11 protein-coding genes are annotated in these 15,881 nt (G+C 34.5%); 7 read left to right on the top strand and 4 right to left on the bottom strand.

Translation table 11 applies throughout. The annotated features are described in order from the left end of the window. Positions 1–470 precede the first annotated feature (470 nt). The 4 genes from AVL50_RS30560 (at position 471) to AVL50_RS30545 (ending at position 5,313) form a co-directional block, all read left to right on the top strand. Complete coding sequence (locus AVL50_RS30560) at positions 471–1,061, top strand: YtfJ family protein (protein WP_082796079.1); 591 nt, start codon at positions 471–473, stop codon at positions 1,059–1,061. A gap of 199 nt (positions 1,062–1,260) precedes the next feature. Continuing rightward, positions 1,261–2,553 carry a serine dehydratase subunit alpha family protein gene (locus AVL50_RS30555; protein ID WP_062621757.1) on the top strand — a complete coding sequence of 431 codons (1,293 nt, stop codon included), beginning with the start codon at positions 1,261–1,263 and terminating at the stop codon, positions 2,551–2,553. Positions 2,554–2,986: 433 nt separating this feature from the next. Then, complete coding sequence (locus AVL50_RS30550; protein WP_157491708.1) at positions 2,987–3,553, top strand: T9SS type A sorting domain-containing protein; 567 nt, start codon at positions 2,987–2,989, stop codon at positions 3,551–3,553. A gap of 248 nt (positions 3,554–3,801) precedes the next feature. Then, positions 3,802–5,313, top strand: a complete 1,512-nt coding sequence (locus tag AVL50_RS30545; protein ID WP_062621529.1) for a caspase family protein — start codon at positions 3,802–3,804, stop codon at positions 5,311–5,313. An 840-nt stretch (positions 5,314–6,153) separates the two neighbouring features. Here the strand turns inward: AVL50_RS30545 and AVL50_RS30540 are convergent. Next, positions 6,154–6,750: a HupE/UreJ family protein gene (locus tag AVL50_RS30540; protein WP_062621528.1), complete on the bottom strand. Its 597-nt coding sequence runs from the start codon at positions 6,748–6,750 to the stop codon at positions 6,154–6,156. Between the two features lie 384 nt (positions 6,751–7,134). Here AVL50_RS30540 and AVL50_RS30535 point away from each other — a divergent pair, with 384 nt between their 5' ends. Both AVL50_RS30535 and AVL50_RS30530 read left to right on the top strand, forming a co-directional pair. After that, complete coding sequence (locus tag AVL50_RS30535; protein ID WP_062621526.1) at positions 7,135–7,710, top strand: Crp/Fnr family transcriptional regulator; 576 nt, start codon at positions 7,135–7,137, stop codon at positions 7,708–7,710. 91 nt (positions 7,711–7,801) lie between these two features. Next, positions 7,802–8,899, top strand: coding sequence for an alkene reductase (locus AVL50_RS30530; protein WP_062621524.1), 1,098 nt, complete (start codon positions 7,802–7,804; stop codon positions 8,897–8,899). A 283-nt stretch (positions 8,900–9,182) separates the two neighbouring features. Here the strand turns inward: AVL50_RS30530 and AVL50_RS30525 are convergent, their stop codons facing one another. The 3 genes from AVL50_RS30525 to AVL50_RS30515 form a co-directional block, all read right to left on the bottom strand. Beyond that, on the bottom strand, positions 9,183–9,635 hold the full coding sequence (locus AVL50_RS30525) for a hypothetical protein (protein WP_062621523.1): 453 nt from the start codon (positions 9,633–9,635) through the stop codon (positions 9,183–9,185). A gap of 327 nt (positions 9,636–9,962) precedes the next feature. Beyond that, positions 9,963–10,334, bottom strand: coding sequence for a VOC family protein (locus AVL50_RS30520; RefSeq protein WP_062621521.1), 372 nt, complete (start codon positions 10,332–10,334; stop codon positions 9,963–9,965). Between the two features lie 138 nt (positions 10,335–10,472). After that, positions 10,473–10,916 (bottom strand): hypothetical protein, encoded by a 444-nt coding sequence (locus tag AVL50_RS30515; protein WP_062621519.1) that lies wholly within the window; start codon positions 10,914–10,916, stop codon positions 10,473–10,475. A 673-nt stretch (positions 10,917–11,589) separates the two neighbouring features. On the opposite strand from AVL50_RS30515, the gene AVL50_RS30510 reads away from it, so the two are divergent. Beyond that, on the top strand, positions 11,590–15,660 hold the full coding sequence (locus AVL50_RS30510) for a helix-turn-helix domain-containing protein (RefSeq protein WP_062621517.1): 4,071 nt from the start codon (positions 11,590–11,592) through the stop codon (positions 15,658–15,660). Positions 15,661–15,881: the final 221 nt, after the last annotated feature.

The following is a 15,881-nucleotide window of genomic DNA, read 5'->3' as shown; positions in this document are numbered from 1 at the left end:
TTGATACAATATCAAAATTAAGTAAATCAGATTACTTTTTGTAAACTCAACAAAGTGCAGTATGTAACCAATAAAGAAAGTTTAACCTAATAAGTTGAAAAAGAATTGTAACATCAGAAACCTTACATTTAATTTGAAGATATAAAAAGGAAAGTGCCTACAAAGCAAATGTAAGAGCCTTTGAATTATTGATTTTGAATAGGGATAAAGGTGTATTTTGAAGGTGGTAATTTTGGTTTTTGTATTTGTAAATATTACATGCAATAACAAATAAGTACTAAGTCAAAAATAAAAAATAATAAGAATTAGTGTTCTATACTTTTGTCTTAGTAATTAATATAAACCTTCACATATAGAAAGAAAAGCTGTAAAGCATTTCATCCTTTTTAAAACAAAAAAAAGTGGACTGAAGGTTTGAAACGTTTTAAGAAGAAACATTCAAGCAGATTCCGATAGACTATAAATTCATCATGAGAACTCTACTCGTATTCATTTTAACTTTAAGCTCATTGGTGGGGTTTACACAAACAGGACCATCCAATAGCACAACACTGCAACGTGGTGATCTCATTCAACCCATCACCGTTAGAGATCTGAAGAACAATGATCATATCACTCCACTGATTGGAGAAAAAGTAGTAATGATCTTTTATGCAGACCCTGATACGCCAGATGCCAATGAAGATTTTGTCAAGAAAGTAAAGCAGTGGAAATTCAATTTAGACGAATTCAAAGCGTATGGAATTGTTAACCTAAAAGATTCAAAATATCCTAATGGAATTGTTAGATTTATGATTAGGATGATCAGAAAGAGGTCTAAGAGAGAAGCAAGTGCTTTGATTTTAACGGATCCAAAAGGAACTGTAACCAAAGAATGGAATACAGGAGATTGTAACAATAGCATTGGTGTGCTCTTAGTAGACAATACAGGGGAAGTTCTCTTTTGGAAAGCAGGGGAATTGACAGAGGAAGAAACGGACTTTGTCATCAAGGAAATTTGCGATCATACAACCAACCATAAAAAATTGACCGAAGAGGAATTAAAAGAATTTGATCTTTAGATGGATCAAATCATAAAGGCTAAAAAAAGAGGATAACTATTTTTTATTGTATAAATGAATTTGACTAAAATGTACAATGGAAATAGGGATCCTCTTTTTGTTTTACCCTTTTTATGATAAGTACTCAGCCAAAAATAGAATAAGTATTAAATACTTTTGTCTTAGTACATACACAAACTCTCCATATATAGACAAGAAAATGAACATATCAGAAAAAGAGCAAAAGCAAATTTTTAAAATTCTGGAGGAAGAAATAGTTCCCGCAGAAGGATGCACTGAACCAATTGCCATAGCATTTGCAGCTTCAAAGGCTGTAGAAGTTTTAAAGAAAAAGCCTGATACAATACGAATATTTGTCTCTGGAAACATATTGAAAAATGCTAAAAGTGTGATTGTTCCTAATAGTGGAGGAATGGGAGGAATCGAAGTTGCGGCTACTATGGGGGCTTTAGCAGGCGATGCTTCAAAAGATTTATTGGTGATCAGTAATGTGACTGAAAATGATATGTTGGATGTTCGTGCATTGATTGATACAGGTAATGTGACGTTAGAAGTTGTACTCAATAATATCACATTGTATGTGATGATTGAAGTGCTAGCTGGTGAGGAGAAAGCAAGTGTGGAAATAAAACATACGCATACCAATATTACTAAAGTGACAAAAAATGATGAGGTTTTAATTGATCAGCCTTGCAATGACGCCGATTTTAATTCATCATTGACAGACAGAAGTATTCTGACTATTGAGAAGATTGTTGAAATGGCCAATCGTATTGATATTGGATTGATTGCTCCCCTGTTTGAAAAAGTGTATCAGTTTAATTCAAGAATAGCTGAGGAAGGACTTACAAAGAAATACGGTGTAAACATTGGTGCGTGTATTCAGGAAAATATCAAAAAAGGAATTTATGGAGATGATCAGAGAAACCGTTCTGCAAGTTATGCTGCTGCGGGAAGTGATGCTCGAATGGGAGGATGTGCTTTGCCTGTAATGACCACAAGTGGAAGTGGAAATCAAGGAATGACTGCTTCTCTTCCAATTATCCGTTATTGTATAGATCAAAATAGGAAAAAGGAAGAAATGTATAGAGCTTTGATGGTTTCACATCTATCTACAGTTCATATCAAAACGAATGTTGGAAGATTATCGGCGTATTGCGGTGTGATGACAGCATCGGCGGCAGTGAGCGGAGCTTTGGTATATTTAGATGGAGGAACAGTACAACAGGTTCAAAACGGAATTATTAATACACTAGGAAATGTATCCGGTGTGATTTGTGATGGAGCCAATGCTTCTTGTGCTTCCAAGATTGCTTCAGGGATTTATGCTGCTTTTGATGGAGCAATGCTTTCTCAGATTGGAAATGTTTTTACAAGTAGTGATGGGATTGTGGATGCTTGCTGTGAGGAGACAATACAAAATGTAGGTACACTTGCACAGCAAGGAATGAAGGGAACGGATAAAACCATTTTAGATATTATGACAAAATAAGAAGATAATATATTGAATAGTGACTAAAATAAGGCAATGCAGTTTTTTAATTGTATTGCCTTATTTTCATTTTGAAGCAGAGTTACTTTATGAATTACGGTTAAGCTGGTATGTTTAATTATTATGCTCCAAAATTAAGGTGGGAATACACTTTTACGGTTAAGTCGGTATTTATAATTAATTGAATTAAACTTCTGCCTTCTAAGCTTCATTTGATCGCAAACTAAATTCAGTTGAAGGGTTCCGTTACAAGAAGTAACAGATCAATACCCAATTAACCTATAAATACCGACTTAACCGTAAAATATTAAATATACCAAAACTCCGTAAAATTAAGAGCTGAAGGTTATTTCGTTAACAAAAGAGAATAGTTTACGATCCAGCATTACTTTTAACGTTAACAAAATATACCTCAACCTTTAGTCCTGAAAAAATGAAATTGATATATGCGCTGCTTTTCTTTTTGTTTGCTTGTCTACCCATGATGGGTAATCCAATCGATACATCTACTGAAATCTCTGAATTCAAAATTGAAAATGGTATGATTCATTGGACGACATCAAAAGAAATTGACAATAAGGAATTCATTATAGAATCTTCTATTGATGGTGAAACATGGAATGTAGTGGAGCATCTAGAAGGAAGGCAGTTCTCAGATATTAAAAGAGAATACAGTTATCAGCTGAAGCAACCTGAAGTGACAACTTACTTCAGATTGAAACGAGAAGATATGGAAGGGAAAAAACAGACTTACGATAAAGTGTTGGTCTATGAGGTACTAGGAGAAAAACCTTACCTCTCCTATTCAGTTGAAGGACAGCATTTGAATTTTAAAACCAATGACGGAAATATTAATGTCACTATTCTGAATGCCTTAGGACAAGAAGAGCATCAGGAATATACAAAAGACGGTGAAAGTATAGAGCTATCAGATGGAGTTTATTTTATAAAAATGACCTCCGCTCATCAACACCTCTTTGAACAAGTCATTATCAAATAAGGAATTTATTGTTATTCCTAAAAATATTAATTCGTTATTTCAATTAGCTACAACGATTCTACTATGAACAATGCCACACTTTTTTACAGTGTGGTATTTTTTTGTGTCAAATGAAATAGATTTGATCAAAGATATTTTTTACTTTTGTATTTACTATTGTTATGTTTTTAGCATAATGTTAATAATTAGACCAAACTTTTTTACCTGGTTCTTCATCTTAATCATTAAATCAGTATAATTCAGTTTTTATGAATACAATACAGCAGACTTTATTAGTCAGTCTTATTAGCTTGCTTTCTATTACAACCAGCTTTGCTCAAGGACAGTATAGAGGTGGACTTCAAGCAAGTACAAGTGCAAAGAAGAAACTACCTGTACATTCTGAAGCGTATGCTTTGATTGTAGCTACAGATGAATACGATAACTTCGAGGATCTTAATAACCCTATTTTTGACGGCAAAGGGGTGGCAGAGGTGCTTAAAAACGATTACGACTTTAATGTGGAGCTTTTACTTTCTCCAAGCAAAGAAGAGCTTCTAGACGCCATAAGAGGCTACCACAGTAAGTTGCGTAAGAATGACCGTTTCTTGTTGTACTTAGCAGGCCATGGAGACTACGAAGACAAGTACTATGAAGAGGGATTCCTGATCCTAAAGAACACCAAAACAAGAGGTATGGATCCAAGTTTGATTTCTTATCTTCCTTTTCATAGATTAAAATCGTTGACAGAAAACTTGCCATCACAGCAAGCTCTAGTGGTTGTGGACGTTTGCTTTGGCGGTTCATTCAACGACAAAATCAACAAGGGCCGAGGTGCTTACAATAACCAATACAGTATTACAGCAGAAGACTTTTTACGTTTTCAGTTAAAAGAGAAAAACAGATATGTATTGAGTTCAGGTAGATTGACTGCAGTGGCCGATGGCAAAAAAGGAGAACATTCTCCATTTGCAGGTGCTTTGATTCATTCATTAAAGGAGCACAAGGGCGATAGCATTGTTACAGCGGAAACAGTGAAATATGATTTGAAAACACTTCCATCCCACCCTATTTTAGGTTCATTTTCTGAGTCAGTTGGAAATACAGAGTTTATTTTTAAATCAAAATCGGAAGGTACATCTACTTCAACGCTGATGGAAAGAGCCATTGACAAGTATATGACTTACCAAATGAACCTTTCGAAATATAAATTGGATGAGCCATTTGTACGAAAATCAAAAGAGCTGGAAACAATAGCTGGTATTTTTGACGATGCAGCAGTTATTGATGAAAATGTAGAAGGCATGTTCTGGAAACTGTTGATGGAACATCAGCACGATCAGGTTGAAATGACAGATTCTGAAAGAGACTACTATGCAAAGCAGGTAGTAACAGCATTCCAGAAGGAGCAATCTGAAGGAGTCAATACACACCTTTGGCAATTGGCAACTATCCAAGCGCTTGGCATTAGAAATTTTGCAGATGAAGAAGATATCTATACTTTATTCCGTAGAGCAATGGGACAGCACAGCCTGAAGAGTTTTTATTTTGGAGGTAAGTATGCCTTGAGAAATGGAAATAAAAACAAAGCTTATACTTTCTTTAAGCAAGGTGCAAAAGAAAATGATCCTTTCTGCTTGTACGAATTAGGTAAATTGAAATATGATAACTTGGATACTTACGAGTTGGACAAACCTTTAGAAGGATATAGAAACGATTTGGAAAAAGCGAGTGACTCAGGTCTTCAAAGAGCTACAGATTTATTATTAATGATGGATTAATCCTGTAGTTTTTAAATACCAAATCTCCATATATACCAAAACTCCTTAATTTGGACAATACGTCTGAGTTAAGGAGTTTTGGTATATATAAGCTTTCTCCTTTCATTATCATTAAGTTTTAGGCTTTCAGCAGAGAAATATTTTAAAATGACCCTTAACTCTACTTATAAATACCAAAACTCCCCAATCGAAGACATTATTTATCCATTCAAAACATACCAAAACTCCATATATACTAAAACTCCGCAATTATTATGGAGTTTTAGTATAGTTCCTCAGTTCTTATATATATACCGTCTTAACCGTAATATTTGATTTTTTGAAAAAGGTTCCACGTGGAATCATTTTTTTTGATTCAAAATAATCCTCTATTCAGAGAAGAAATGGGAGGTGTTCAGTGTATTTGGAGGATTAAGTTTATCTGTAAGAGTCTTTTCGCTTAATCTAATTATTGGCATCACTGATTTTTATGAAGGATGATCTATTACAAAATGAAAAATCCCACATTCCAATTTGGATTGTGGGATTAGCATCAATTGATAAGAGTTAAAAAGCAAACTATTGTGTATTCTAAAACTAACTATATAAAGTCAGGGTGTAAATAAATTATATCTTTTAAAACAAGTATCCGAGGATAATGTTTTGATGTTTTCTCTTTGATTACATTACAAACATACTACGTTTATTAACGTTTGTAAAATCGATAATTTTTATACCAGTATAAGATTTACCTATTGTCCTAAAAAAACAAAACCTTGATACTAAATCCATTCCAAAATGAATATAATATCAAGGTCTATAAATGAAGCTTACCTTGTTGGAATTATCGCATTATATCGGCTACATCATAGCATTCAGCCAAATGATAGAGTTGATCACTAATGCAATTGTTCCTCCGATCCTTAAATTGAAGCCTCTTTTTTTATCGTGTTCAATAAAGATGCTTCCTAATGCATAACCTGCCAATAAAATACCTAAGGTAGAAACGATAAAGCTTACGCCGTATTCTGTTTCGTTGAGAAAAGGAGATGCCACATGTGGTGCCGAATAACCTTGTACAAAACCTAAAAGCATAAGAATAAAGGCTACTTTATTTGCTGACATTTTGTTCAAGAAGAATAGCAGAACACTTGGAATAATCAGTGATATGATGATTAATTGTTCTACATAAGGTACTAAGAACAAATGATCAGTGGAAACGAAATAACCACAGAAAACACTACTTAGAAAAACAACCGGCAGAAGCCACTGTGCTTTACGGATTTTCTTTGTGAAAATAATACCGATTGTAGTGAAGAATAAGAAGTGGTTGAAATCTAAAATAAAATGAATAGCTTCTACATCATTTACGCCACAAGCGTACACGTTGATGATAGAAAATGATGTGATGACTAAAAATAAGAATAGAGATTTCTTAAAAACTTTATTAAAATACATGATCTCAATATTTACAAAGTTTGTGTTGTACTATATGTATTTCTAATACAACACACAATAGTAATAATATTAGAATTAACGTTGAATTTAGAAAGGTTTAAAGGCGAGTCAAGGAGGTATAGCATTCATACTATTTTAACCTTTGTGCCTTTAAAAAAGTTCATTTAGAATTGAAGTTTCATTTTTCTAGTGAATAGTGTTTAAATAAGCATATATAGAAAGTATTAATAAGTGTAAAGTTAAAAACATTTTTATAATCATGATACTGAATATTAGATAGGTGCAATAACTTCATTATTTGGTGAAAATTCAATTCAGTGGATAAAAACAAGAATGAGTATTTTTGAATCTCTATCCTAGTACTTATATCGGAAATGAAAAATTATGGATGAAGCATTACAAAAATTAAAAAATCATATTCAGGAAACCGTCAAGCTGAGTGAAAGCGAGTGGGATTTTATAGCACCACATTTTTCTTTTAAAAGATTAAAGAAACACCAATTTCTTGTGCAGGAAGGAATAGATGTCCCCAATGAGTTTTGGATAGTCAATGGGTTGGTCAGGTCGTATTTTATGGAGGAAAACGGTAAAGAACATATTTTGCAGTTTGCCATGGAAAACTATTGGGTGAGTGATTTTAATGCCTATCAGAATCATGAAATCTCCACACTGAATATTGACTGTCTTGAAGATTCTACTTTTTTGGTGATGTCCTTCGAAGATAGAGAAATGATGTGCGAAAGAGTACCTGCGTTGGCTAATTTTTTTAGGATTAAATCTACAAAAGGATTTATCGCTCTTCAAAAACGAGTAATGGGATTGATGAAAGATAATGCCGAGACTAGGTATAATGATCTGATCGAAAAACTGCCGGGCCTTACGCAAAGGGTACCAAAGAAGTATTTAGCGTCTTATTTAGGTGTAAGCCGAGAAACATTGAGCAGGTTTTCCAATGACTGATGTGATCTACATCACACCAAAGCTGTGCGGTACTTCCTTCTTGCTTTGAAATGAAAGTAAGACCTTTGTAAAAACAAAAAAATAGAAGAAGATGAAAACCACATTATTTGATCCATTACAATTAGGAAAAATTACTTTAGACAATAGAATAGCCATGGCTCCCATGACGAGATCCCGTGCGGTGGGTGACGACGTGATTACGCCTTTGGCCGTAGAATATTATGGACAGAGAGCTTCTGCAGGTTTAATTATTACGGAAGGAAGCCCTATTTCCAAAGTGGGAAGAGGGTATTCGTTTACGCCGGGTATTTATACAAAAGAACAAATTGAGGGCTGGAAAGCAGTGACGGATGAAGTACATAGAAAAGGCGGTAAAATATTTATTCAGTTATGGCATGTAGGAAGACGTTCACACAGTGCTATTGCAGGAGAACAACCCATGGCGCCATCTGCTATTAAAGAAGCGGATAAAGTTTGGGGACCTCTTGGTAATGGTGAATATGGAATGATTGAAACAGATGTTCCAAAAGCCATGACATTGGAAGATATTAAAAACACACAGCAAGACTTTATTCAAGCGGCTAAAAACGCTATTGAAGCAGGTTTTGATGGAGTGGAATTACACGGAGCACACGGTTATTTATTGGATTCATTCTTAAGAGAAAATGCCAATCAGAGAACAGATGAATACGGTGGCAGTGCTGAAAATAGAATGCGAATGGTATTAGAAACGGTGGAAGGTGTTGTGAATGCTATTGGAGCTGATAAAACGGCGATTCGTATTTCTCCATTTGTAGCAGAAGGCAGTGCAGAGCATGATCCTAAAGTGATTGAGACTTCTTTGGAATTGATTAAAAAACTAGATCAATTTGGTTTGGCTTACCTTCACTTTTCAGAGAACATCTCTAACTACCAAGAAGTGAAAGATGATTTTAGAACGCAAGTGAGAGCCATGTATCATCATCCTATTATGGTTGCAGGAAAATTGACAAAAGAAATTGCAGAAGATTTATTAGCAAAAGACTACGTAGATCTTGTTGCATTTGGTCAGCCGTTTATCACCAATCCAGATTTGGTAGAAAGATTTAAAAATAATTGGGAACTCACTCCTGTAGATTATGCCAATCATGCCACTTTCTACGGCGGAGGTGCTGAAGGTTATACAGATTATAAAACATACCAGCAATAAACCAAAAGGGAGAGTATAAGTACAAATTCAAAATTATCTCATACTAATTCTATTTATTGTTTTGCGATTACTTCCTTCAAAAAACTATTGATAGAACCACTATTAATACGTTTTTTAGCGTTGTACTCACAAAAAATAAATTAGAATTAACTATGATTTATTTTTGACTTAGTACTTATTTCAATATACTCTCCCTTTGTTATGTACTCTATTGGGGCTAACTAGTAACTATTTTAGAAAACGTATTAATTTTTATGGTGGTCTGCTGTGCTGAATTCTCAAATTATTCTACATAAGATGCCGTTCCAAACTTTGGATTATGAATAGTTAGATTGATATGATAAAAACTTCCGTAGTTGAATTGCTGATGAATATAATCTACGGTAAAATGACAATCTTTATGTACTCCTTTGAAGAGGCCATTTTTGCCCTGTCCTTCTCTTGTCATTTCAACTCTGAAATAATGCTTCAAGGAAACAATAAACTTCTGTACTTCTGCCTTTGTCATTAAAGTGGGGGTACCACTTTTTTCAGGTTTGAAAGAAATACTGTGAATGACGCCTTGACTGTTCTGATTGGCTTCAAAGTGACCATAATGTCCTGCAAATGACATCTTGGTAGTGTTGATTTTATTTTCGGGCAAAGCATTGCCGATTACATATCCTTTGAAATTGATTTGAGAAAATGCAGTAAAGCTAGTGAAGAGGAATAGAGCGCTAATGAGTATACGTGACATAAATAATTGATAGTTAAAGTAAAACAAATGAATAAGGGGAAGTCTATTTGAGCTTTCTTTATCAATACCTTTATGTTAGAGTATGTTTGAACCATCTCTTTTAGTAAAAATTGCCCCTTTCAAAACGTGAGTTCATAAATTTCCTCACAACCTAAAATGCAAAACTTTTACTTCTAAAATATATATTCCAAACATGCTCCTATTAGAAGTGTTCCATTATATAATTTACTGAAACCCAATAATGTTTCCAATCTTTAATAAAAAAAAAGAGGTTCAATGTAATATTCCATTCCATTGAACCTCAAAAAAGGAGATAATACTTACTTATCAAACATGCTGATCAAGCAGTATTTGATTTCCGTCCGGGTCAGTGATCATCACACTTCCAGGACCTTCTGTATTTTCATCTACTTCAGAAATAAGTGCTATCCCCTCTTTTTTGAGGTGTTGTTGTATTTCTCTTACATCATTAAACTTTTCTACACTATTGGCATCTTCATCCCATCCAGGGTTGAAGGTGATGATGTTCTTTTCAAACATACCTTGAAATAAACCGATATTGGTTTTTCCATTTTTCATGATGTAATAATTCATTTCAGCATTTCCTGCAAAAACACTAAAGCCCAATTTTTCATAAAACTCTTTGGAAGTCTGAAGGTCTTTGACAGCAATACTAAGAGAAAAAGCTCCAAGATTCATAGTAATATACGAGTTAGATTTTGTTTTAATTATGTAAATAAGTTACTCCAATCAAGCTGGAATGAAAAGAGTTGAAATAATAAAAAGACCCAAGTGTGAAATTATTCTCTCTTGAGTCTTCATTAGAAATTGTAGTATTTACTTCAACAATTTGATTTTGATATTCTGGTTTCCAAGTTTGATTTCATCTCCCTCTTTTTTGCCAATAATAGATTTGTAAATAGGAGCATCACCAGCCACTCCGGTGACTTGTTTTCCTTCATATTTCACTGGAGGAAAATGCGTGCCCATGATCAGGTACATCATTGGCGTTTCAATGACACTGCCACCTCTTACTTTATCTTCAGTATGTTCTTGTGCAAGGCTTTTTTTCAGGGATTGAATATTGTCAGAAAGTGCATCAATACTGCTGTTGGCAATAGTAATACTGCTGATTTCGTCTTCCGTATTGCTTTCATAAAGTTTGGTATCAGAAGAGTCAATAGTGTTCTGAATAGACTCCTCACTATCTTTATGAAATGCATCTATTGTTTTTTGAAATTCATCAATAACATATTGGATAATATTGTTTCTTGTTGCCATAGTGTTCTGAGTTAAAATTTGTGTGTATTAGGACGAAAGCTTTGGTTGTAATTCTTTTAGTACTAGGACAGAAGATACGATAGAGTGTCCGTTTACTTTTGTCTTAGTACTTAAATTCATATAAAAGACAATGAAAAAACGTCAACTGCTTCAGTTCTAGTACTTAATATCAAATTTTTAGACATGTAGTGCAACAAAAAGGTTTCAACCCCCTCAATATTCTTGGAAAGTTCCAATACATTGAAGTACCTATTCCATAAAATTGTCATTTTGATAAAATTCCTTCCTGTTGTGTTAAGTACTAGGACAGAAGAAAGTGAATAGAAAAAATAAAAAAGTTTCTAATAGGGTTTTCAGTTTTCTTTTGCGCATTTATCAATGTAAGAGTTGAAAAGGTAGATGAATGAAAACGGCCCATAACATCACTATCACTCTTTGGAGGGAAACCTCTGAGAGAATAAATCTTTACCCGGATGTTGGTGGAGGTCCTTTAAAATTGAGAGGGCCTCCCCATTTTATAGCCGCTTAATGGACAGCGTATTAGGAATTGATCCTTGCTCAATATTAATTTGTCATTGCTGAAAGAGAAAAATCATCATTCAAAACCTCATTTTTTTGTATTTTGCAGTTTTTAGATTAATAATATCTAATACCCTGAAATGAATTAATCTTTATGACCTACTTTTTAAATAAATTAATTGTTGTCCTCTTACTTATTACCTTTTGCTTTACTACTACAGTAAAAGGGGCGCCAATCAAGTTGCCTAACTTTTCTGGTTCAGTGACTGGAATTATCCAAGATAAGGAAGGATACATATGGTTTGCCTCTTGGGATGGTTTGTATAAATATGATGGGTATGAAATCACAGTGTTTGGAGAAAGAGATTACCAACCGTTATTAGATAAAAAGATATCTGCAATCATGGAGCATTCCAATGGTCAGATATGGATAGGTACAGACAACAATGGTATTTTTATTTTTGATAAAAAAACGGATTCATTTGAACATCTTACCCAAAATTCAGAATCCGCAAGAACATTAAACATTCAAAGAATCACTTCTTTTTCTGAAGACGAAAACGGGAATGTATGGATTGGAACACAAGGTAATGGACTGGCCTTTTATAATTTAAGCGATAAAATCTTCAAGTCGTACACTCAACGTGAGTTGGGAGACTTATTTGATCGTCAGCTTTTTCAGGACTTAGTGATTTCAGTACATTTTGACCCTAATGGTTACGTATGGTTTGGAACGATGCAGGGCCTTGGGTGCTTTAATGTAAAAACAGAAGAGGTGGCATTATTGACGGGAGATGATTTTCATGGGGTCTACAGCATTTATCAATCACAGATGAATGAAATTTGGTGTTCCAATACACAAGGTGTTTTTACTGCTTCCTTCAAACAAAAGCAATTAAGAGGAAAAGTCGTAAAATCCTTAATCAATAACAGTAAATCCTACCTTCAACCTTCGTTTTCAAGAGAAGGAAAGCTTTGGTTTATGACTGCCAATGATATTTACAGTATAGATTTGAAGTCAAGACAGCTTGAACTGAATCAGGAATATACAGGCAGGAGTGGTTTTTCTGCTATTTTTGAAGACCGTGCAGGTGTTCTTTGGGCGGGAACTCACTTTGGTGTTTATACATTGGATCTTTATAAAAAGCCAATACGCCCGCTTTTGCAGAAAGAAATTGACCCTGTGGTGGCCATTGAAGAACAGAATGGAAAGGTTTGGGCTGGGACAATTAATGGAAAACTCTATTATGAAGCATCTTACAATCCTGATGGTACTGGCAATTACGTACAGCATGATTATCGTTTTGAGCAGATCACGGGTATTGTCAGTGATGAAAAAAACACTTGGGTAAGTACGGCAGGTAAAGGAGTCTATCTTCTTAATTCGGAAACAGCCAAAATCAAAAGGACTTATAAAAGCAGAGATAAGATCACTAATCCTTATATTATGTCAATTGCCAAAAGTGAATATGATGGCAGTTTATGGGCAGGTTTCTGGGATGCTGGATTGGCGTATTATAATGAAAAAGAAGATCAGTTTGTTTCTATGACCAAAGGTAAAGGACGTGTATTATTGAATGTTCCAATAATAAAAATATACCACGTCAGTAAAACTGAAATATGGCTGGGAAGTAGAGGACAAGGACTTTGGAAAGTGATTTATGACAAGAATTTTACAATCACAAAAATAGAGCAATTCAACGTTCAGACTCCTACAATGAACACTTCCTTAGTGTCGGATATTGTAGAGAAGGACAATCAAACTTTGTTGGTGGCGACAGAAAATGGTCTTTTTGAATTTCTGAAAGGCAGAAACCATTTTTCACAGAAAAACATTCCTCACAAACTTTTAAAAGCCACAATCAGTAGTATTGTAAAAACACCCGACAATAAAATTTGGGGCACAACACTGACCAATACTTTTGAATGGAAAGAAGATAAGTATTTTACTTATACAACAGAAGATGGATTACTGAATGAGCGTTATTACAATAAATCAAAGAAACTAACCTCCAAAGGAAATGTGTTGTTTGGTGGTGAAAAGGGAGTGGATTTATTAAAAATTCCTTTGTTCAGAGAAAACCCTTACCCAGTAGAGCCAGTTATTTCAAGGTTTTATTTGAATGGAAAAGAAGTACATCCCAATGAGAAGGTAAAGTCTAAGGTTGTATTGAAAGATATTATTCAAAACACGTCAGAAATTAATCTGAATCATGATCAGAATACGTTCTCTTTTTACCTTTCTACGCTGAATTATACTAAGGGTGATAAAAAGGTTTTCCGTTATAAGATGGAAAATTTGGACAAAGAGTGGAAAGAAACTTCGGGAGATCAGCACATTATTACTTACAACGGCCTGATGCCTGGAAACTATATTTTCAGGGTGATGTCTGCTAACGTAGATGGGAAATGGAGTGAGGAAATCAAAGAATTGAAGATCAACATTGTTCCTATTTGGTACAAATCTCTGACAGCTTATATTATTTATGCTTTGCTGTTAGTAGGAGCCATGATCTACATTATGATTTGGTGGAGAAGAAAAGTGCATACCGCCAATGAGGAAAAATACGAACACCTCAAAATGCGTGATGAGAAAATTGAGTACGAAAGAAAGGTCAATTTCTTCACCAATCTCTCTCACGAGTTGAGAACACCTTTGACACTTGTTCTTGGGCCGATTGAGCAGATAGCCAAAAACAGTACTGTGGCCACAGAAATGCAGGAACCTTTGGGTATTGCCTATCGAAATGCTCAGCGCTTGTTGCGACTTACGGATCAGTTGATGTTCTTGACAAAGAGTCAGCACGGCCAAATGCGTTTGAATGTCAAAAAGGAAACAACAGAAGCCATTATTAAAGATGCCACCGATGCTTTCAAACATGTGGCAAAGAAGAAAAAGGTCAATTACACAATCAACTTTTTACCAGAACTTCAGGAGTCGGTTTATATAGATAAAGTGATGCTGGAAGCGGTGCTGTACAACATTCTTTCTAACGCTTTCAAATACAATGTGGCCAATGGTGGTGTTTGGGTGAGTGTTTCTTCTGTGGAGTTTGGTGAAGTACAACCCAAGTTTGTAAACTATAAAGGAAATTTACCTCAAAAATACTCTCGTCATTATCTTTCCATTGAAGTGAAAGATTCTGGAATTGGAATCAACAAGGAAGACCTGGAAATCATTTTTGATCGATTCTATCAGGTGAAAACCAACAACGATGTGGGTTCTGGTATTGGTTTGGCATTTGCGAAGTCTATTATTGAAGCCATGAAAGGTATGATCTATGTGGAAAGTGAGCCTTCATTAGGGTCTAAGTTCACCTTGATTATTCCTTCAGATGATGATTTTTATTCAATAGAGGATAAGAAAAATGAATCTTCTGAATTGGTGCCAAAACTTTTGTATTCAAACACAGAGAAGCTACAGTTTGTCAATAAGTCAAACCAAGAAGATACTAAGGCAAAAGTAGAGAAAGAGGAGTTGATTTTGATTGTGGAAAAATCTGAAGAAATCAGAGAGTACATCGCCAGTATTTTAGAAAAAGAATACAAAATCATGTATGCTGACAATGGTCTGGACGCTTATGAAAAAGTATTGAAATATTATCCTTCGTTGGTGATTGCGGAGATTTATTTAGAGGGAATGAATGGTCTGCAATTGGCAGAGAAAATCAAATCAGGAGAGAAGACAAAACATACACCATTGATTTTACTTTCATCAAATCCTGACACTCAAGAGCGTATTAAAGCTCTTGAAGCAGGATCAGATTCCTTTATCGCAAAACCTTTCTCTCCAAAACACATGGAAGTAAGGGTGAATCAATTATTGAAGATGAGATCCAACATTTTGGATATTGATAAAAGCGACCAGAAAACGAAGAAAAAGAAAAAACAGGTGGTGGAAATCTCTTTTGAAGATCAAGCAAGAAAGATCATTGAAAGGAATATTTCTGAGGCAGAATTCTCTGTTCCTGAATTGGCCAAAGAAATGGATATGAGTAATATTCAATTCTACCGAAAGATGAAAGCGGAGACAGGAATGCCACCAGTGGAATTTGTGAGAAATATCAGACTTCAAAAAGCATTGGAATTATTGAAAACAAGTGAGTTGAACATCTCCGAAATTGCTTATGAAGTAGGCTTTAATGATCCACAATATTTTAGAAAATCCTTCAAAAAACAATTTGGTCAAACACCGACACAATACAGAAAGCCAATAAAAAGCTAATTGTAAATGCAAGAATATAAATGAAGAGGGAAGAAATGCTCCGTTTTTGGTGTCATATCTTCCCTCTTCTTCTATATTCTAAGTACTAAGACAAAATTATATAACACTTATTCATATTATTTTTTCTGATTACTGCCTTTAAAAAACTTTAAATAGAACCACTATTTATACGTTTTTCAGCGTTGTACTCACAATAAATAATGAGGAATTAATTATCATTT

The organism is Flammeovirga sp. SJP92 (assembly GCF_001583495.1).
In the GTDB taxonomy this organism is placed as follows: Bacteria; Bacteroidota; Bacteroidia; order Cytophagales; family Flammeovirgaceae; genus Flammeovirga.
This window is presented reverse-complemented; position numbering and strand designations above follow the sequence as displayed.

Bases quoted from the DNA above. Each gene is read 5' to 3' on its own strand.
- AVL50_RS30560 (WP_082796079.1), top strand. From the start codon at position 471: ATGAGAACTCTACTCGTATTCATTTTAACTTTAAGCTCATTGGTGGGG.
- AVL50_RS30555 (WP_062621757.1), top strand. From the start codon at position 1,261: ATGAACATATCAGAAAAAGAGCAAAAGCAAATTTTTAAAATTCTGGAG.
- AVL50_RS30550 (WP_157491708.1), top strand. From the start codon at position 2,987: ATGAAATTGATATATGCGCTGCTTTTCTTTTTGTTTGCTTGTCTACCC.
- AVL50_RS30545 (WP_062621529.1), top strand. From the start codon at position 3,802: ATGAATACAATACAGCAGACTTTATTAGTCAGTCTTATTAGCTTGCTT.
- AVL50_RS30540 (WP_062621528.1), bottom strand. From the start codon at position 6,750: ATGTATTTTAATAAAGTTTTTAAGAAATCTCTATTCTTATTTTTAGTC.
- AVL50_RS30535 (WP_062621526.1), top strand. From the start codon at position 7,135: ATGGATGAAGCATTACAAAAATTAAAAAATCATATTCAGGAAACCGTC.
- AVL50_RS30530 (WP_062621524.1), top strand. From the start codon at position 7,802: ATGAAAACCACATTATTTGATCCATTACAATTAGGAAAAATTACTTTA.
- AVL50_RS30525 (WP_062621523.1), bottom strand. From the start codon at position 9,635: ATGTCACGTATACTCATTAGCGCTCTATTCCTCTTCACTAGCTTTACT.
- AVL50_RS30520 (WP_062621521.1), bottom strand. From the start codon at position 10,334: ATGAATCTTGGAGCTTTTTCTCTTAGTATTGCTGTCAAAGACCTTCAG.
- AVL50_RS30515 (WP_062621519.1), bottom strand. From the start codon at position 10,916: ATGGCAACAAGAAACAATATTATCCAATATGTTATTGATGAATTTCAA.
- AVL50_RS30510 (WP_062621517.1), top strand. From the start codon at position 11,590: ATGACCTACTTTTTAAATAAATTAATTGTTGTCCTCTTACTTATTACC.